At 59.9% G+C, this 17,600-nt stretch carries 19 protein-coding genes; 10 read left to right on the forward strand and 9 right to left on the reverse strand.

The genetic code is table 11. The features are described from left to right. Positions 1-36 precede the first annotated feature (36 nt). The 4 genes from ASG55_RS01220 to ASG55_RS01235 form a co-directional block, all read right to left on the reverse strand. Positions 37-1,164 (reverse strand): NAD(P)/FAD-dependent oxidoreductase, encoded by a 1,128-nt coding sequence (locus tag ASG55_RS01220; RefSeq protein ID WP_056783064.1) that lies wholly within the window; start codon positions 1,162-1,164, stop codon positions 37-39. Positions 1,165-1,314: 150 nt separating this feature from the next. Then, the gene (locus tag ASG55_RS01225; protein WP_056783066.1) at positions 1,315-2,259 is read right to left on the reverse strand and encodes an ornithine cyclodeaminase family protein; all 945 of its coding nucleotides are present in this window, start codon (positions 2,257-2,259) and stop codon (positions 1,315-1,317) included. Between the two features lie 117 nt (positions 2,260-2,376). Then, positions 2,377-3,855: an ATP-dependent RNA helicase RhlB gene (rhlB, locus tag ASG55_RS01230; protein WP_056783067.1), complete on the reverse strand. Its 1,479-nt coding sequence runs from the start codon at positions 3,853-3,855 to the stop codon at positions 2,377-2,379. A 96-nt stretch (positions 3,856-3,951) separates the two neighbouring features. After that, positions 3,952-4,608: an alpha/beta hydrolase gene (locus tag ASG55_RS01235; RefSeq protein ID WP_056783069.1), complete on the reverse strand. Its 657-nt coding sequence runs from the start codon at positions 4,606-4,608 to the stop codon at positions 3,952-3,954. 468 nt (positions 4,609-5,076) lie between these two features. Between ASG55_RS01235 and ASG55_RS01240 the strand changes: the two genes are divergently transcribed. The 4 genes from ASG55_RS01240 to ASG55_RS01255 all read left to right on the forward strand — a co-directional run bounded on the left by ASG55_RS01240 (position 5,077) and on the right by ASG55_RS01255 (position 9,239). Then, on the forward strand, positions 5,077-6,108 hold the full coding sequence (locus ASG55_RS01240; protein ID WP_016771583.1) for an amino acid ABC transporter substrate-binding protein: 1,032 nt from the start codon (positions 5,077-5,079) through the stop codon (positions 6,106-6,108). A gap of 66 nt (positions 6,109-6,174) precedes the next feature. Further along, positions 6,175-7,356 carry an amino acid ABC transporter permease gene (locus ASG55_RS01245; RefSeq protein WP_056783071.1) on the forward strand — a complete coding sequence of 394 codons (1,182 nt, stop codon included), beginning with the start codon at positions 6,175-6,177 and terminating at the stop codon, positions 7,354-7,356. 10 nt (positions 7,357-7,366) lie between these two features. Next, on the forward strand, positions 7,367-8,461 hold the full coding sequence (locus tag ASG55_RS01250) for an amino acid ABC transporter permease (RefSeq protein ID WP_016771582.1): 1,095 nt from the start codon (positions 7,367-7,369) through the stop codon (positions 8,459-8,461). A 13-nt stretch (positions 8,462-8,474) separates the two neighbouring features. Continuing rightward, on the forward strand, positions 8,475-9,239 hold the full coding sequence (locus tag ASG55_RS01255) for an amino acid ABC transporter ATP-binding protein (RefSeq protein ID WP_016771581.1): 765 nt from the start codon (positions 8,475-8,477) through the stop codon (positions 9,237-9,239). 57 nt (positions 9,240-9,296) lie between these two features. On the opposite strand, the gene ASG55_RS01260 is transcribed toward ASG55_RS01255, so the two are convergent. Both ASG55_RS01260 and ASG55_RS01265 read right to left on the reverse strand, forming a co-directional pair. Then, positions 9,297-9,785 (reverse strand): type II toxin-antitoxin system MqsA family antitoxin, encoded by a 489-nt coding sequence (locus ASG55_RS01260; RefSeq protein WP_056783073.1) that lies wholly within the window; start codon positions 9,783-9,785, stop codon positions 9,297-9,299. Further along, positions 9,782-10,093 carry a type II toxin-antitoxin system MqsR family toxin gene (locus tag ASG55_RS01265; protein WP_056783074.1) on the reverse strand — a complete coding sequence of 104 codons (312 nt, stop codon included), beginning with the start codon at positions 10,091-10,093 and terminating at the stop codon, positions 9,782-9,784. Before ASG55_RS01265 ends, ASG55_RS01260 begins: the two co-directional genes overlap by 4 nt. Before the next feature lie 166 nt (positions 10,094-10,259). Between ASG55_RS01265 and ASG55_RS01270 the strand changes: the two genes are divergently transcribed. From ASG55_RS01270 to ASG55_RS01290, 5 genes are all read left to right on the forward strand, one after another. Continuing rightward, positions 10,260-10,919, forward strand: a complete 660-nt coding sequence (locus ASG55_RS01270) for a FadR/GntR family transcriptional regulator (RefSeq protein ID WP_056783076.1) — start codon at positions 10,260-10,262, stop codon at positions 10,917-10,919. Beyond that, complete coding sequence (locus tag ASG55_RS01275; RefSeq protein ID WP_056783077.1) at positions 10,909-12,213, forward strand: CynX/NimT family MFS transporter; 1,305 nt, start codon at positions 10,909-10,911, stop codon at positions 12,211-12,213. The genes ASG55_RS01270 and ASG55_RS01275 overlap by 11 nt, the downstream gene beginning before the upstream one ends. 190 nt (positions 12,214-12,403) lie before the next feature. Beyond that, entirely contained in the window at positions 12,404-12,874 is a 471-nt protein-coding gene (locus ASG55_RS01280) for a nuclear transport factor 2 family protein (protein ID WP_041479505.1), read from the forward strand. A 40-nt stretch (positions 12,875-12,914) separates the two neighbouring features. After that, positions 12,915-13,217, forward strand: a complete 303-nt coding sequence (locus tag ASG55_RS01285; protein ID WP_039759190.1) for a GIY-YIG nuclease family protein — start codon at positions 12,915-12,917, stop codon at positions 13,215-13,217. 84 nt (positions 13,218-13,301) lie between these two features. After that, positions 13,302-14,237 carry a glutathione S-transferase family protein gene (locus tag ASG55_RS01290; protein WP_056783079.1) on the forward strand — a complete coding sequence of 312 codons (936 nt, stop codon included), beginning with the start codon at positions 13,302-13,304 and terminating at the stop codon, positions 14,235-14,237. A 116-nt stretch (positions 14,238-14,353) separates the two neighbouring features. On the opposite strand, the gene ASG55_RS01295 is transcribed toward ASG55_RS01290, so the two are convergent. Together ASG55_RS01295 and yejK are read right to left on the reverse strand one after the other, a co-directional pair. After that, the gene (locus ASG55_RS01295; RefSeq protein WP_056783081.1) at positions 14,354-14,704 is read right to left on the reverse strand and encodes a glutaredoxin family protein; all 351 of its coding nucleotides are present in this window, start codon (positions 14,702-14,704) and stop codon (positions 14,354-14,356) included. Next, positions 14,704-15,708 carry a nucleoid-associated protein YejK gene (gene yejK, locus ASG55_RS01300; RefSeq protein ID WP_039759184.1) on the reverse strand — a complete coding sequence of 335 codons (1,005 nt, stop codon included), beginning with the start codon at positions 15,706-15,708 and terminating at the stop codon, positions 14,704-14,706. Before yejK ends, ASG55_RS01295 begins: the two co-directional genes overlap by 1 nt. 396 nt (positions 15,709-16,104) lie before the next feature. On the opposite strand from yejK, the gene ASG55_RS01305 reads away from it, so the two are divergent. Continuing rightward, the gene (locus tag ASG55_RS01305) at positions 16,105-16,386 is read left to right on the forward strand and encodes an HU family DNA-binding protein (protein ID WP_003221909.1); all 282 of its coding nucleotides are present in this window, start codon (positions 16,105-16,107) and stop codon (positions 16,384-16,386) included. A gap of 194 nt (positions 16,387-16,580) precedes the next feature. On the opposite strand, the gene rlmF is transcribed toward ASG55_RS01305, so the two are convergent. Continuing rightward, positions 16,581-17,600 carry a 23S rRNA (adenine(1618)-N(6))-methyltransferase RlmF gene (rlmF, locus tag ASG55_RS01310; protein ID WP_016771571.1) on the reverse strand — a complete coding sequence of 340 codons (1,020 nt, stop codon included), beginning with the start codon at positions 17,598-17,600 and terminating at the stop codon, positions 16,581-16,583.

Consider the following 17,600-nt stretch of genomic DNA (forward strand, 5'->3'; position numbering starts at 1 on the left):
CGAGTGTGCCGCAATCTTTTCGACGAGTCGATGCGATCAAACCAGTCGGGCCGGGGAGAGCATGGCGCTGTCCAGACCGAATTGATGCAGGTGCTCGGGGAATGGCTCGCCGCGCACCAGCGCCGCACTGGCCTGGCCCATCGCCGGCGACGTCTGAATGCCGTAGCCGCCCTGCGCGGCGACCCAGAACAGCCCTGGCACCTGCGGATCAAAGCCGCTGAGCAAATCACCGTCGGCAACGAAACTGCGCAGACCGGCCCAGGTGCGGGTCGGACGGCGGATGGTCAGCGTGGTGGCCTCTTCGATCTGATAAATGCCCATGGCGATGTCGAGTTCTTCCGGCTGCACATCGTGCGGTTCGACCGGATCGGCGTTGGCCGGCGAGCCGAGGAACATGCCGGCGTCGGGCTTCATGTAGAAGGATTCGTCGAGGCTGACCAGCATTGGCCAATGATGAGTGTCAACGCCTTCCGGGCCGGCAAAGATAAATGCGGCGCGGCGTTTCGCTTGCAGACCCAGCGGCTGCGCACTGGCCAGGGCAGCGATCTTGTCGGCCCAGGCACCGGCGGCATTGATAAGCACCGGTGCGGTGAATGTCTCGCCGTTGGTCTGCACGATCCACAGGCCATCGGCATCGCGGCTCAAGCCGAGCACTTCGCAATCGGTGCGCACTTCGCCGTGGTTGCGCCGGATGCCGCGCAGGTAGCCTTGATGCAGCGCGTCGGTGTCGATGTCGCAGGCCGATGGATCGTAGATCGCGCCGTGGACTTTTTCCCGGCGCAGGATCGGCAGACGCGCGCAGGCTTCGTCGGCGCTGAGCAGTTGCATCTGCGGCACGGTGGCTTTGGCGCTGAGGTATTGGTTGTTCAGTTCGGCGGGATCACCGATGAAGTCGACGGTCATTTCGCCGCGCGGGGTCAGCAGCGGGTGCTCGCAAAAGCCGCTCGGAGGACTGTCGAAAAACGCGCGGCTCGCCTGAGTCAGTGCGCGGACCTGTGCGGTGCCGTAGGCGGCGGTGTACAGCGCGGCGGAGCGACCGGTGGAGTGATAGCCGGGATGGGTTTCACGCTCGAGCACGATCACTTTGCCGTGCGGCGCCAGCCAGAACCCGGTGGAAGCGCCGGCAATCCCGCCGCCGATGATGATGAAATCTGCGTGGCTCATGTAGGTCTCCAGTGGGTACGCAATATCAAGGCGTTCGCTAGTCCCTTGTGGGAGCGAGCCTGCTCGCGAAAGCGGTGTATCAGTCGACATCTTCGCTGAATGTCAGACCGCATTCGCGAGCAGGCTCGCTCCCACAGGGGATTTTTGGCGTTAGTGGGTTAAGTGATAAACCGCATTGGCGAGGGCAATGTCTTCCAGGCCCAAGCCGATTGAACGGAAGAACACGTGACGGTCGTAACCCGGGCGCGGCACTTTTTCGCTGAGCAAGTCGGCGAGGTCGCCGACAATCGAATCCTTGTTCCAGCCATGCTGTTCGGCGGCAATCAGCATCTCACCTGCCGAACCCGGCGTGGTCAGACGATAGTCGCAGAACACCTGCATGTCGTTGAGACTTTGCGGCGGTACTTCATGGGCGCGGGGGGCGTTGGTGCTGATCGAGGTGATCAGCGCCGGTTTGCTTAACGTTGCAGGATCAATCACCGGCCCGGCCGACGAGGTGCAGAGCATGATCACATCCGCATCGGCGGTGACGGTCTCAAGGCTGTCGGCAATCTTCACTGACGGCACAATGCACTTCAACTCGGCCTGTGTTTGCGCATCTTCCAGCAGCGACGGCGAATACAGGCTGATGCTCTTCCAGTCGCGCAGCGCTTTGGCGTAATGCAGATGCGCTTGAGCAACCTTGCCGCTGCCGATGATCGCCAGTCGCTGGGCATTCAACGGGGCGAGGGCGTCGACCGCCACGGCCGTGGTCGCGGCGGTGCGCGCGGTGGTCAGTTCGCCGGCATCACAGAGCAGCAGCGGCTGGCCGGTTTTCATCGACATCAGCAGGGTCCATGCCGTCACCAGCGCTCCCTGCTCACGGACGATGTACGGCGAAGTCTTCACTCCGTACACGCCGTCCTCGGCCAGTACACCCAAGTAGTTGATGAAGTCGCCGGCACCCTGCGGAAACTCGACCCATTGCTGCGCCGGCTGCACGGCGTTCCCGGCCGCCAGATCGCGGAACAGCTTGTGCAGGATCTGCGGCACATCGATACGCGCCAATAGCTCATGGGCCTGGGCTTGATCGATCACATAGGGCGTACTGGACATTTCGCGCTCCGAAACTAAACTTATTTTTCCATTATGGACTTTTAGTTCTGGCGAGCAACCATCGGGCATAAAAAAAGCGCAGTCCGTTGCCGGCTGCGCTTTTTCATTTCGTGGCGCTTACTGCGGACGCTTGCGCTCAACCGCACGCAGCAGATGCGTCGGCGGGGTTTCACAGCTGATCTTGCGACCAAGCTTTTCTTCGATCGACGGCAACTGGTAAGAGTCGTCCTCGCCGGCAAAGCTGATCGACACGCCATCGGCGCCGGCACGACCGGTACGGCCAATGCGGTGCACGTAATCGTCCGGGACTTCCGGCAGGGTGAAGTTGATCACGTGGCTGATGCCGTCGATGTGGATGCCGCGACCGGCGACATCGGTGGCCACCAGCACGCGAATCTTGCCTTCGCGGAAGCCTTCCAGAGTCTTGATGCGCTTGTGTTGCGGCACGTCGCCGGACAGCTGCGCGGCGTTGATGCCATCACGCACCAGACGCTCTTCGATGCGGCGTACTTCGTCCTTGCGGTTGGCAAACACGATGACTCGCTCCCAACCGTTATCGTTGACCAGGTTGTAGAGCAGCTTGTATTTGTCGGCAGCGGCCACGGCGTAGATGTGCTGCTCGACGTTCTCGTTGGCGACGTTGGTGATTTCGATTTCGACAATCGCCGGGTCGGTGGTCCATTGCTTGGCCAGATTCATCACGTCTTCGGTGAAGGTCGCGGAGAACAGCAGGGTCTGGCGCTCGGACTTCGGCGGGGTCTGGCGAATGATCTGCCGTACCTGCGGGATGAAACCCATGTCGAGCATGCGGTCGGCTTCGTCCAGGACCATCACTTCGACCATGTCCAGGTGCACGTCGCCGCGCTGGTTGAAGTCGAGCAAGCGGCCCGGCGTGGCGACGAGGATGTCGCAATGCCGCGCTTCGAGGTGCTTGAGCTGTTTGTCGAAGTCCATGCCGCCGACGAACGTCATGACATTGAGGCCGGTGTATTTGGTCAGGTCAGCGGCGTCCTTGGCGATCTGCACCACCAGTTCGCGGGTCGGCGCGATGATCAGCGCACGCGGCTCGCCCATATAGCGCTCTTTCGGCGGCGGCGTCTGCAGCAACTGGGTGATGATCGAGATCAGGAACGCGGCGGTCTTGCCGGTGCCGGTCTGCGCGCGGCCAATGGCGTCTTTGCCGGCGAGGGTGAAGCCCAGCACCTGCGCCTGGATCGGCGTGCAGTACGGAAAGCCCAGGTCCTGGATGGCGTGCATCAGTTCCGGGGCAAGCTTGAAATCGTGAAAGCGGGTTTTGCCTTCCTGTGGCTCGACGACGAAGTCTTCGAGTTTCCATGGAATGACCGGTGCCTTGGGCTTCGGTTCGCGACGCGGTCTGGCCGGTTTCGGCGCTTCGCCGGGTGCAGGCTCTACGGCCATTGGCGCGGCCGCAGCGGGTTTTTCTTCGGGCTTCGGTGCGGCTGCGGGAGCGGGGCGGTCGGCCTGCGGGGCATCGGCGCGATGACCGGGGGCGTGCGACGGCGCACTGGGAACTGGCGCGAGCTGCTCAGCCTCGCTTTTACCGAACATTTTCTTGAGTGCTTTGAGCACGGTCATCTCATCAATTGGTTAAGGAATGTACGCCGGCCAGTGTAATGCAAGAATCGGGCGCGGCGTAGTAGGAGGGATCAATGGGCAGGGATTGGTCGACAATCAGCGCAGTCGTTCGCTCAACCAGACACCAATGTCGCGAATCTCTTCAGGTAACACTTCGTGCTCCATTGGGTATTCCTGCCATGTCACGGTGACACCATGCTTCTTCAAATGCTCGTAAGCACTGCGGCCCATCGAGTTCTGCACCACGTTATCGAACTGGCCGTGCAGCGATAGCACCGGAATGCGCTGCTGGCTGGCGGATAACTCCAGTTCGTCGCTGAATGTCGGTGCGTAAGTAGACAACGCCAGCACCCCACCCAACGGCCCCTGCCACTTCAGAAATGCGGTGTGCAGAACCACCGCGCCGCCCTGGGAAAAACCGGCGAGAAAAATCCGCGAGGCGTCTATTCCGCTGGCGCGCTCGGCTTCGATCAGTTCGATGATGCGCTCTGCCGAAGCTTCCAACTGGTCACGGTCGATCGCCCGGGCCGGGCTCATGGCCTTGATGTCGTACCAGCTGGGCATGGCATATCCGCCATTTATCGTCACTGGACGCGTCGGCGCCTGCGGCAGCACAAAACGCGTGCTCAGCAGGCTTTCCTGCAACGCCTCGGCCACCGGCAGGAAGTCGTAACGGTCGGCGCCGAGGCCGTGCAGCCAGATCACGCAGGCGTCTGCGGGCTTAACAGGCTGAAGAATCAAGGGCTCGGTCATGTCTGCTCCAAAAATGTGCGGGCGCTCTCATTGAGTGCGTGATTGAAGTGCGCGCCCGGTTGATCCGTTAACAAGATGTCGCAAGGTTACAAGTTTAGCTATTGACGTGTCGCGCAATCACTTTCGCAAGCGGTGTGGTACGGCGTTTGCTATGGAGGTTTGCGTACGAAGCGTCCTACGCGTGGCGGTAACACTATCAGTGTCAGTCGCGTGATGGGATAGCAACGAATCCGGTGATGGATGTTCGCCAATGGCCGCTACGGGCTTAGCGAACGTGAAAGGGCTACAGCCCGTTCGGCCGATTGGTGAGAAGTGAGTGATCCATGATGTGGATTTTCTCCTACTAGACTCATAGCGAAGGTCTTACGTCGGTTGACCCCAAAAAAAGCCAACACGGGTCAACAACGCCTCAAAAGGGTGCGACTGGACTCAAGCTCCGACACAACAAGAGCAAAACTGGAGGTTTGAATGAAGATGTTGAAATCCACTCTGGCGGTCGTGACTGCTGCAGCAGTACTCGGCGTCAGCGGGTTCGCTCAGGCGGGTGCAACCCTGGATGCGGTACAGAAAAAAGGTTTCGTGCAGTGTGGCGTGAGCGACGGTCTGCCGGGCTTCTCGGTACCGGATGCGACCGGCAAGATCCTCGGCATCGATGCAGACGTCTGCCGCGCTGTGGCCGCAGCCGTTTTCGGCGACGCCAACAAGGTCAAGTTCAGCCAGTTGAACGCCAAGGAGCGCTTCACCGCGCTGCAGTCCGGCGAGATCGACATCCTGTCGCGCAACACCACCATGACCAGCTCCCGTGACGCGGGCATGGGCCTGAAATTCCCGGGCTTCATCACCTACTACGACGGCATCGGCTTTTTGGTGAACAACAAGCTGGGCGTGAAAAGTGCCAAAGAGCTCGACGGCGCGACTATCTGCATCCAGGCCGGTACCACCACCGAACTGAACGTTTCCGACTACTTCCGTGGCAACGGTCTGAAATACACCCCGATCACCTTCGACACCTCCGATGAAAGCGCCAAGTCGCTGGAATCCGGTCGTTGCGACGTGCTGACCTCCGACAAGTCCCAGCTGTTCGCCCAGCGCAGCAAGCTGGCCTCGCCGAAGGACTACGTGGTTCTGCCGGAAACCATTTCCAAAGAACCACTGGGTCCGGTCGTACGTAACGGCGACGACGAGTGGCTGGCCATCGTGCGTTGGGTCGGCTACGCGCTGCTCAATGCCGAAGAAGCCGGCATCACTTCGAAGAACGTCGAAGCTGAAGCCAAGTCCACCAAGAACCCGGACGTGGCCCGTATGCTCGGTGCTGACGGCGAATACGGCAAAGACCTGAAACTGCCGAAAGACTGGGTTGTGCAGATCGTCAAGCAGGTCGGCAACTACGGCGAAATCTTCGAGAAAAACCTCGGCAAGAGCACTCCGCTGGAAATCGACCGTGGCCTGAACGCCCTGTGGAACAACGGCGGCATTCAGTACGCACCACCAGTGCGCTAATGGTTCTATCGCCCGGCGGGCCAACCGCCGGGTGATGTTCTTGTTCCATTTCTTCCGGGGCACTTCATGCAAAATTCAATCGGCGCACCAAAGCAGAGGCTCAGCCTCAGCGATCCACGAGTGCGTGCGTGGCTATTCCAGATCATCACCGTTGTGGCGGTGGTCTCGCTTGGCTGGTACCTGTTCGACAACACGCAAACCAACCTTCAGCACCGGGGTATCACTTCCGGTTTCAGCTTTCTGGAGCGTAGTGCCGGGTTCGGCATCGCTCAAACCCTGATCGACTACACCGAAGCGGACAGTTATGCGCGGGTGTTTGTCATCGGCCTGCTCAACACCCTGTTGGTGACATTTATCGGCGTGATCCTGGCGACGATTCTCGGTTTCATCGTCGGTGTAGCGCGGCTGTCGCAGAACTGGATCATTGCCAAACTGGCGACGGTGTATGTGGAAGTATTCCGCAACATTCCGCCGCTGCTGCAGATCCTGTTCTGGTACTTCGCGGTGTTCCTGACCATGCCGGGGCCGCGCAACAGCCACAACTTCGGCGACACCTTTTTCGTCAGCAGCCGTGGCCTGAACATGCCGGCCGCACTCGCCGCTGACGGCTTCTGGGCATTCGTGATCAGCATCGTGCTGGCGATCGTCGGCATCGTGCTGATGTGCCGCTGGGCCAACAAGCGTTTCGAAGAAACCGGCGTACCGTTCCACAAGTTCTGGACCTGCCTGGCAATTGCGCTGGTGATCCCGACCCTGTGCGCGCTGATCTTCGGCGCTCCGCTGCACTGGGAAATGCCTGAGCTCAAGGGCTTCAACTTTGTCGGCGGCTGGGTGTTGATCCCGGAACTGCTGGCGTTGACCCTGGCGCTCACTGTGTATACCGCAGCGTTCATCGCCGAGATCGTGCGTTCCGGGATCAAGTCGGTCAGCCACGGTCAGACCGAAGCGGCGCGTTCGCTTGGCCTGCGCAACGGCCCGACCCTGCGCAAGGTGATCATCCCGCAAGCCCTGCGCGTGATCATTCCGCCGCTGACCAGCCAATACCTGAACCTGGCGAAAAACTCCTCGCTGGCCGCCGGCATCGGTTACCCGGAAATGGTTTCGCTGTTCGCCGGCACCGTGCTCAACCAGACCGGGCAGGCCATCGAAGTGATTGCCATCACCATGAGCGTGTACCTGGCGATCAGTATCAGCATTTCCCTGCTGATGAACTGGTACAACAAGCGCATTGCGCTGATCGAGCGGTAAGGAAAAGCGCATGAGTACTCATACTTTCAAACCCGACATGCCTCCACCGAACAGCAGTATCGGCGTGGTGGCGTGGATGCGCGCGAACATGTTCTCCAGCTGGCTCAACACCCTGCTGACGCTGTTTGCGTTCTATCTGATCTACCTGGTCGTGCCACCGATCCTCAGCTGGGCGATCGTCGACGCCAACTGGGTCGGCACCACCCGCGCCGACTGCACCAAGGAAGGCGCCTGCTGGGTGTTCATTCAGCAGCGTTTCGGCCAGTTCATGTACGGCTACTACCCGACCGAACTGCGCTGGCGCGTTGACCTGACCGTGTGGCTGGCGGTCATTGGCGCAGCCCCCCTGTTTATCTCGCGCGTGCCGCGTAAAGCGGTGTACGGCCTGAGCTTCCTGGTGCTGTACCCGATCATTGCCTTCACTTTGCTGCATGGCGGTTTCGGAATGACCACCGTGCCGACCAGCCAGTGGGGCGGCCTGATGCTGACCCTGGTGATCGCCACCGTCGGCATCGCCGGGGCGTTGCCGCTGGGTATCGTGCTGGCGCTGGGACGACGTTCGAACATGCCGGCGATTCGTGTGGTCTGCGTGACCTTCATCGAGTTCTGGCGCGGCGTGCCGTTGATCACGGTGCTGTTCATGTCCTCGGTAATGCTGCCGCTGTTCCTGCCCGAAGGCATGAACTTCGACAAGCTGCTGCGGGCGCTGATCGGCGTGATCCTGTTCCAGTCAGCCTACGTCGCCGAAGTGGTGCGTGGTGGTCTGCAAGCGATTCCCAAAGGGCAGTACGAAGCGGCTGCGGCGATGGGCCTCGGTTACTGGCGTTCGATGGGCCTGGTGATTCTGCCGCAAGCCCTGAAGCTGGTAATCCCGGGCATCGTCAACACGTTCATTGCGCTGTTCAAGGACACCAGCCTGGTGATCATTATCGGCCTGTTCGACCTGCTCAACAGCGTCAAGCAAGCCGCCGCCGACCCGAAATGGCTGGGCATGGCCACCGAAGGCTACGTGTTCGCCGCCCTGGTGTTCTGGATTTTCTGTTTTGGTATGTCGCGCTATTCCATGCATCTGGAACGCAAGCTCGACACTGGCCACAAGCGTTAGGAGTTCTCTGTAAATGAGCGAAGCAATCAAAAAGCCTGTGGGTCCGGAAGGCATCATCCAGATGCAGGGCGTGAACAAGTGGTACGGCCAGTTTCACGTGCTGAAAGACATCAACCTCAATGTCAAACAAGGCGAGCGTATCGTCCTGTGCGGCCCGTCGGGTTCCGGCAAATCGACGACGATTCGTTGCCTTAATCGCCTGGAAGAACACCAGCAGGGCCGCATCGTCGTCGACGGCGTGGAACTGACCAACGACCTCAAGCAGATCGAAGCGATCCGCCGCGAAGTCGGCATGGTGTTCCAGCACTTCAACCTGTTCCCGCACCTGACCATTTTGCAGAACTGCACCCTGGCGCCGATGTGGGTGCGCAAGATGCCCAAGCGCAAGGCCGAAGAAATCGCCATGCATTACCTGGAGCGCGTACGCATTCCGGAGCAGGCGCACAAATATCCGGGGCAGCTTTCCGGCGGTCAGCAACAGCGTGTGGCGATCGCCCGCGCCTTGTGCATGAAGCCGAAAATCATGCTGTTCGACGAACCGACTTCAGCGCTTGATCCGGAAATGGTGAAAGAAGTTCTGGACACCATGATCGGTCTGGCCGAAGACGGCATGACCATGCTCTGCGTGACCCACGAAATGGGCTTCGCCCGCACCGTGGCCAACCGCGTGATCTTCATGGACAAGGGCGAAATCGTTGAACAGGCGGCGCCGAACGACTTCTTTGATAATCCGCAGAATGATCGGACCAAGTTGTTCTTGAGTCAGATTTTGCATTGATGCCCGTCAGGCGCTGAAACAAACCCGGACTCAGTTCCGGGTTTGTTTTATCTGGGCTCATCTGGCCAGAACAGGTTCCCGCTCCGGGTAACGAGTTTCCAGAAGTTGTTTGAGACCGTCGTCTGCGTGAAGTGCCTGAATTTCCTCTAGCAGATCGGGATGACGATCCAGAAGCCGCATCAGTGTGAACAACGGCTGCGGCGGAGCCAGTTCGCCGCGTTCATATCGTGAAAACGCATTATGCCCACCTCCTGACAGCCACTTCACCGCACTTCTTTGAGTGAGATGGAGCTTTCGGCGAATACGCTTCATTTCGGTACCGATCAGCCGAAGTACGTCTTCGAGTAATTGATCGCCGGCATCTACGTAGCGCTCGGCACTGTCGGTACCACTGTCAAAAATGATTTCGCCACAGATCCTGCACTCCCAGCCGGCGAGAAGGTGTACGGGCCGCGAAAACTGTTTGTAATTGACGTCGAGACTGCGATCTTGAAAGTGGTGCATTGCGTGTTCGGTGCCGCAACTCAGGCATTGCCTCTTGCTCATGTGTTTTTCTCCTTGAAGGAGATCACCGGAGAACCACCGCTCGTGCAGTAGGTCACTTTGATATAGATCTCCCGATTTCGAAACGATACGTGATAGACGTCGTGCCAGTTACGATGGTTGGAATAAGAGGTCATGGATTTGTAGAGCATCCGCCGCTCAAGCGTTGCCACAACCTGCATCATCACTTTCCAGGACATGCCCATGTCCCGGCCTGTCTCAAGTGCATAACGTGTAAAGGCTTCTTTGCCTCGTCTAACTACTTCGGCCTTCACGACTGTCAAGTCGTAATGGGGTGTGTTCTTTTCCATAAGAAGCCAAAACCCTGTCCCTGAAATTACCCTTAAAGGGTAATTTTGACCAATCGAAAATGCCGCTCCATGTGTCTCCGATTGACCCTAGGTGGTTGCCGTCCTACATGGGTCTGACTAACATGTCGGAAAATTCATCCTATGATTGGATGAAAAGGCGAGGCACATGTCAGATATTTCCCCTTTGATCAAGCGGTCCCTAGTCGATCAGGCTTTGGATCAACTGCGTCAGCGCATCAACAGCGGTGCGTGGCAGGTCGGCGAGCGTCTGCCGACCGAACCTGAGCTGTGCGCCGAGCTGGGCATCAGCCGCAACACGGTGCGTGAGGCGATGCGTGTTCTGGCGTTCTCGGGATTGATCGAAATTCGCCAGGGTGACGGCAGTTATCTTCGGGCGGTGGTCGACCCGCTCGACACACTTAAAGCGCTATCCCGCTGTTCGCTGGAGCAGGCTCGGGAGACCCGACACATCCTTGAAGTCGAGGCCATCGGCCTGGCCGCGTTGCGCCGTACCGATGAGGATCTGGCGGCCCTGCGCGAAGCGCTCGGCACCAGCGGCAGCCACTACCACGGCGATATCGACACCTACATCGCCTGCGATCTGGTGTTCCATCGCCGACTGGTCGACGCCGCGCACAACCCGACCCTCAGCGAGCTGTATCGATATTTCTCCAGCATCGTCGGCGCGCAATTGCGCCAGACCTTGAATATCTCCCCGCGCCGTCAGGAAGTGTTTGATCTGCACATCGACTTGCTCGATGCGGTCGAGCAACGCGACCCGGAGCGGGCCAAAGCCTTGTCGAGGCAGTTGATCAATGAACCTTGAAACCGAGAAAACCATGTCCCGCAGTGAGTTATCCACAGCGTCGAAACGCTCCGCCGAACTTGAAGAACTGCTGATCGATGCCGAGGCTGATGACGAGCAGGTCCAGCAAAGCCACCCATTGGTAAAACGCCCGTGGCTGTTGCTGCTCGGGTTGATTTTGGTGGCGCTGAACCTGCGCCCGGCGTTGTCGAGCATGGCGCCATTGCTCAGCGAGGTCTCCAGAAGCCTCGGGCTGTCTGCGGCGCAGGCGGGATTGCTGACCACGTTGCCAGTGCTGTGCCTGGGCTTGTTCGCACCGCTGGCGCCGATTCTGGCGCGGCGTTTCGGTGCCGAGCGGGTGGTGTTGGGGATTCTGCTGACGCTGGCCGGCGGGATTATCCTGCGCAGTAATTTCGGCGAGATCGGCCTGTTCGCCGGCAGCGTGCTTGGGGGCGCCAGCATCGGCATTGTCGGCGTGCTGTTACCGGGCATTGTCAAACGCGATTTCGCCAAACATGCCGGGACCATGACCGGCGTCTACACCATGGCGCTGTGCCTGGGCGCAGCGATGGCGGCGGGTTCGACCGTGCCGCTGAGTGAACACTTCGGCAACAGCTGGGCGATGGGCCTGGGGTTCTGGGTGATTCCGGCATTGGTGGCGGCGGTTTTCTGGTTGCCGCAAGTTGGCTCGAAGCATGGCGCGCACAACGTCGCTTATCGCGTGCGCGGGTTGCTGCGTGATCCGCTGGCCTGGCAGGTGACCTTGTATATGGGCCTGCAATCGTCGCTGGCCTACATCGTGTTTGGATGGTTGCCGTCGATCCTCATCGGGCGCGGGCTGACACCGACTCAGGCCGGATTGGTGCTGTCCGGTTCGGTGATCATTCAGCTGGCCAGTTCGCTGGCCGCGCCGTGGCTGGCGACCCGGGGCAAGGATCAGCGCCTGGCGATCGTCGTGGTCATGGCGCTGACCCTGGCCGGCCTGTTCGGCTGCCTGTACGCACCGATCGAAGGTCTGTGGGGCTGGGCGATTCTGCTCGGACTGGGGCAGGGCGGCACGTTCAGTCTCGCCCTGACCCTGATCGTGCTGCGCTCGCGCGATTCCCATGTCGCGGCGAACCTGTCTAGCATGTCCCAGGGTTTTGGCTACACGCTGGCGTCCATGGGGCCGTTTGCCGTGGGCGTGGTGCATGACTGGACCGGCGGCTGGAATGCTCTGGGCTGGATTTTCGGCATTATCGGCGCCGGTGCAATCCTCGCCGGGCTGGGTGCCGGGCGGGCGCTGTATGTGCAGGTGCAAAGCGAAAAGATCTGAATGCACTGGGTGCAAATGTGGGAGCGAGCCTGCTCGCGAAAGCGGTGTTTCGGTCAACATGGATGTTGAATGTTGAATTGCCTTCGCGAGCAGGCTCGCTCCCACAAGGGTTTTGCGTATTGCCGATAGTGTTTCTGCGCGCGGCAGATTATGGTGCTGGCAATCTGTACCTATTTCTTTGGAGACTGCCTTGAGCGAAGCCCATAGCGCCCTGATCACCCGCTTCTACCAAGCCTTTCAGCGCCTTGACGCAGAAGCCATGGCCGCCTGCTACACCGATGATGTGGTCTTCAGCGATCCGGCCTTCGGCGAGTTGCGCGGGCGCGATGCCGGCGACATGTGGCGCATGCTGACTACCCGCGCCAAGGATTTCTCCCTGACTTTTGACAATGTCCGCGCCGACGAGCGCACCGGCGGCGCGCATTGGGTGGCGACTTACCTGTTCAGTCAGACCGGCAACGTCGTGGTCAACGACATCCAGGCGCGCTTCGTCTTCCGGGACGGCAAGATCTGTGAGCACCACGACCACTTCGATCTGTGGCGCTGGTCGCGGCAGGCGTTGGGTTTCAAAGGCCTGCTGCTGGGCTGGACGCCGCTGGTGCGCAACGCCGTACGTGCCCAGGCGCGCAAGGGACTGAAGGCATTTCAGGCCGGGCGCTGATAAGATCGCCGCCTGTTTTCCTACACGTTCAGATCCCGAAGTGACCAGCCTTAGCGAACAATCCGTCGATGCTGCCGAGCCAGTGAGCAAATCCTGGTTCGTCTACCTCGTGCGTGCCGCCAATGGCTCGTTGTATTGCGGAATCAGCGACGACCCTGTGCGGCGTTTCGCCAAGCACCAGAGCGGCAAGGGCGCGCGGTTCTTTCTTTCCAGCCCGGCGATGGCGCTGGTCTACACCGAACTGTGCCGCGACAAAAGCGATGCGTTGCGCCAGGAACGGCTGATCAAAAAGCTCAAGAAGAGCGCCAAGGAATGCCTGGTCGCGTCTTATCAATCTGACTGATTGGTTCCCATCAGGCAGATCGGTAGGCCTGTCAGGCAATGCGCGCTAAGCTGCGGATTCACTTTTCCAGCGGCGGAGCCGAGCATGTCCGAGTTGATTCTGCACCATTACCCGACCTCTCCATTTGCCGAGAAGGCGCGCCTGCTGCTGGGCTTCAAAGGCCTGTCCTGGCGTTCGGTGCATATTTCCCCGGTGATGCCCAAGCCTGATCTGACGGCATTGACCGGTGGCTACCGCAAGACCCCAGTGTTGCAGATCGGTGCTGACATCTATTGCGACACCGCACTGATCGCTCGACGCCTGGAGCAGGAAAAAGCCCTGCCGGCGTTCTTTCCCGAAGGCCAGGAAATGACCACCGCCAGTTTCGCGGCGTGGGCCGATTCGGTGGTGTTCCAGCACGCGGTGAGCCTGGTGTTCCAGCCGGAGTCAGTGGCGGTGCGTTTCGGCAAATTGCCGCCGGAAGCGATCAAGGCATTCCTGGCCGACCGCGCCGGGTTGTTCAGCGGTGGCAGCGCCACACGTCTGTCCGCCGAGCAGGCCAAGCATCAGTGGCCGACGATCATGGCGCGTCTGGAGCAGCAGTTGCAGCGCGAGCAGGGCGACTTCCTCTTCGGCGAGCCATCGATTGCCGACTTCGCCCTGGCGCATCCGATGTGGTTCCTCAAGGCGACCCACGTCACGGCGCCGCTGGTGGATGAATATCCGGCGGTTGCGGCGTGGCTGGGTCGGGTGCTGGGGTTCGGCCATGGCGCAGCGAGCGAGATGTCCTCTGCCGAGGCATTGGAGGTCGCGCGTAACGCGACGCCAGCGGCATTGCCGGATGAGCGGTTCGTTGATCCGAACGGCTTCAAGACGGGACAGCAAGTGGCAATTGCCGCTGTCGATTACGGCGTTGATCCGGTGGCAGGCGAGTTGTTGTTTGCTGGCAGTGAAGAGCTGATCATTCGCCGTGAAGACGAACGTGGCGGCGTGGTGCATGTGCACTTTCCGCGTTTTGGTTTCCGTATCGAAGCGCGCTGATTTATCAAGCAGCTGCAAAACCTGTGGGAGCGAGCCTGCTCGCGAAGACGATGGATCATTCAACATGGTTGTTGGCTGATGCAGCGCTTTCGCGAGCAGGCTCGCTCCCACATTGGTTATTTCAGGGCTGCAAGGATTTCGTCCGGATCGAACCCGCGAATCAACGTGCCGTTCACATCGATCAGCGGAATCCCGCGTCCACCCAATGCTTCATACGCCTTGCGCGCATCAGCATCTTTCTCGATATCGAACTCCTTGAACGGTATGCCCTTGCTGTCGAGAAAGCGTTTGGTCTGTTTGCAGTAGCCGCACCAGTCGGTGGCATAAAGCACGACATTGGCTTGCGCCCGGGTCTGCGGCGAGACCATTTGCGCGGGATTGAACACCCGCTCGATCTTGCCCCAGTTCTGATAGACCACGACCACCAGCAATACCAGGGCGACTTTTTTCAGCACATTGCCGAGCATCAGTTACGCCGCTTCAACTGATCGGTCAGCGAAGTCGGCAGGCCTTTGATGATCAGGGTGCCGTTCTCTTCGTCGTACTCGATCTTCGAACCCAGCAGGTGCGCTTCGAAGCTGATCGACAAACCTTCGGCGCGGCCGGTGAAACGACGGAATTGATTGAGGGTGCGCTTGTCTGCCGGAATCTCTGGCGACAGGCCATAGTCCTTGTTGCGGATGTGATCGTAGAAGGCTTTCGGGCGTTCTTCGTCGATCAGCTCCGACAGCTCCTCAAGACCCATCGGTTCGCCGAGCTTGGCCTGGCTGCTGGCATAGTCAACCAGGGTCTTGGTTTTCTCGCGGGCCGAGTCTTCCGGCAGGTCTTCGCTCTCGACAAAGTCACTGAAGGCCTTGAGCAGTGTGCGCGTCTCGCCGGGGCCGTCGACGCCTTCCTGGCAACCGATGAAGTCGCGGAAATACTCCGAGACCTTCTTGCCATTCTTGCCCTTGATGAACGAGATGTACTGTTTCGACTGCTTGTTGTTCTGCCACTCCGAGACATTGATCCGCGCTGCCAGATGCAACTGGCCAAGGTCGAGATGGCGCGAGGGCGTCACGTCGAGCTCGTCGGTCACCGCCACACCTTCGCTGTGATGCAGCAGGGCGATCGCCAGATAGTCGGTCATGCCTTGCTGATAGTGGGCGAACAGCACGTGGCCACCCACCGACAGGTTGGATTCTTCCATCAGCTTCTGCAGATGCTCGACCGCCACTTTACTGAACGCGGTGAAGTCACGGCCGCCTTCCATGTACTCCTTCAGCCAGCCGCTGAAGGGGAATGCGCCGGATTCCGGATGGAACAGGCCCCAGGCTTTGCCCTGTTTTGCGTTGTAGCTTTCGTTGAGGTCGGCGAGCATGTTTTCGATGGCGGCGGACTCGGCCAGTTCAGAGTCACGGGCGTGCAGAACTGCGGGCGTGCCGTCGGGTTTTTTGTCGATCAGGTGGACGATGCAATGACGGATCGGCATGGGCTTCTCGGCTGTTGGAAGGGAGGAGGGCAGGCTCCCCCGAAAAAGCGCTCAGTGTACCGCAACCACTGGTTTTGGCGCGGGTTGCAGGGCAAAACCGGGGCGCGCGCCCGGCCTTAAGCGGTTTTTTACCGATTTAGCGCAATAAAGCTGACCAAATGGGTAGCTAGAGGCGGATATTTCCTTGTCGCTGTGCTAGTTTTGCCCGGTCTTACGCGAAGTCACTGCGTTAAGCGTGCATTCAGCATTTGTCAGGTCGAACCAAACCCTGATTTCGGCATCTATAACCCGACTCGTCGTGGTTAATCGCCGAGGGTGCCAGATCCAGAAGATCGGGCTCGATGGCTGACACTGCACTCTGCAATCCATATGAATTTGATAGGGAAGGAACACTACATGGCTCTTACTAAAGACCAACTGATCGCCGACATCGCTGAAGCTATCGACGCGCCGAAAACCACCGCGCGTAACGCTCTGGACCAACTGGGCCAAATCGTTGCCGATCAGCTGGAAAACGGCGGCGAAATCACCTTGCCAGGTATCGGCAAGCTGAAAGTGACCGAGCGTCCTGCCCGCACCGGCCGTAACCCTTCGACTGGCGCTGCCATCGAAATCCCTGCAAAGAAAGTGATCAAGCTGGTTGTGGCCAAAGGCCTGACCGACGCTGTGAACAAGTAAGACGCAGCGATAAAAAAACCGTGCTTCGGAGTGATCCGGGGCACGGTTTTTTTGTGTCTGCAATTTAGCGACTGAATCGCAGTGCCAATGTGGGAGCGAGCCTGCTCGCGAAAGCGGTAGGTCAGTCGATATTGAAGCTGACTGACACGCCGCCTTCGCGAGCAGGCTCGCTCCCACAGGGGATCTGCTGTGTGTTAGCGAACCCAGCGCTCGCGTCGCCAGATCTGCTGCTCGGACTTGGTCTGGAAGGTCCAGGCGACAAAGCGGCTCTGCTTCTGGCCCTGCGACATCTCCACGACCTGGCTCTCCAGCACGCCAGCCTTCTTCAGTGCCGTCTCGATGGCCGGCAGGTTCGAGGCCTTCGACACCAGTGTGCTGAACCACAACACCTTGTGCTGGAAGTTCGCGCTCTCGGCAATCAACTGCGTCACGAAGCGTGCTTCACCGCCTTCACACCACAGCTCCGCCGATTGCCCGCCGAAGTTCAGCACCGGTAGCTTGCGTTTCGGGTCGGCCTTGCCCAAGGCGCGCCATTTGCGCTCGCTGCCCTTGGTCGCTTCTTCCATCGAAGCGTGGAACGGCGGGTTGCACATGGTCAGGTCGAAGCGCTCGCCCGGCTCCAGCAAGCCGATGAGGATGTGTTTGCGGTTTTCCTGCTGGCGCAGCTGGATCACCTTGCTCAGATCGTTGGACTGCACGATGGCTCGCGCCGCCGCCACGGCTGTTGGGTCGATCTCCGAGCCGAGGAAGTGCCAACGGTATTCGCTGTTGCCGATCAACGGATAAACGCAGTTGGCGCCCATGCCGATATCCAGCACATTGACGATCGCGCCGCGCGGAACCTTACCGTCGTTCATGCTCGCCAGCAGGTCAGCGAGAAAGTGCACATAGTCGGCACGCCCCGGAACCGGAGGGCAGAGGTAATCCGCCGGGATATCCCAATGCTGAATGCCGTAGAACGCCTTGAGCAGCGCCCGATTGAACACACGCACCGCGTCGGGGCTGGCGAAGTCGATGCTTTCCTTGCCGTACGGGTTGGTGATCACGTACTTGGCCAGTTCCGGCGTGGTCTTGATCAGCGCCGGAAAGTCGTAACGACCCTGATGGCGATTGCGCGGATGCAGGCTGGCCTTCTCGCGCGGCTCGACGGCTTTGCTCGGGGACGCGGCGTCAGGCTTCTTGCGCGCAGGTTTGGGTGTGCGGGGGGCAGTCAT

Source organism: Pseudomonas sp. Leaf434, from assembly GCF_001425545.1.
Classification (GTDB): domain Bacteria; phylum Pseudomonadota; class Gammaproteobacteria; order Pseudomonadales; family Pseudomonadaceae; genus Aquipseudomonas; species Aquipseudomonas siliginis.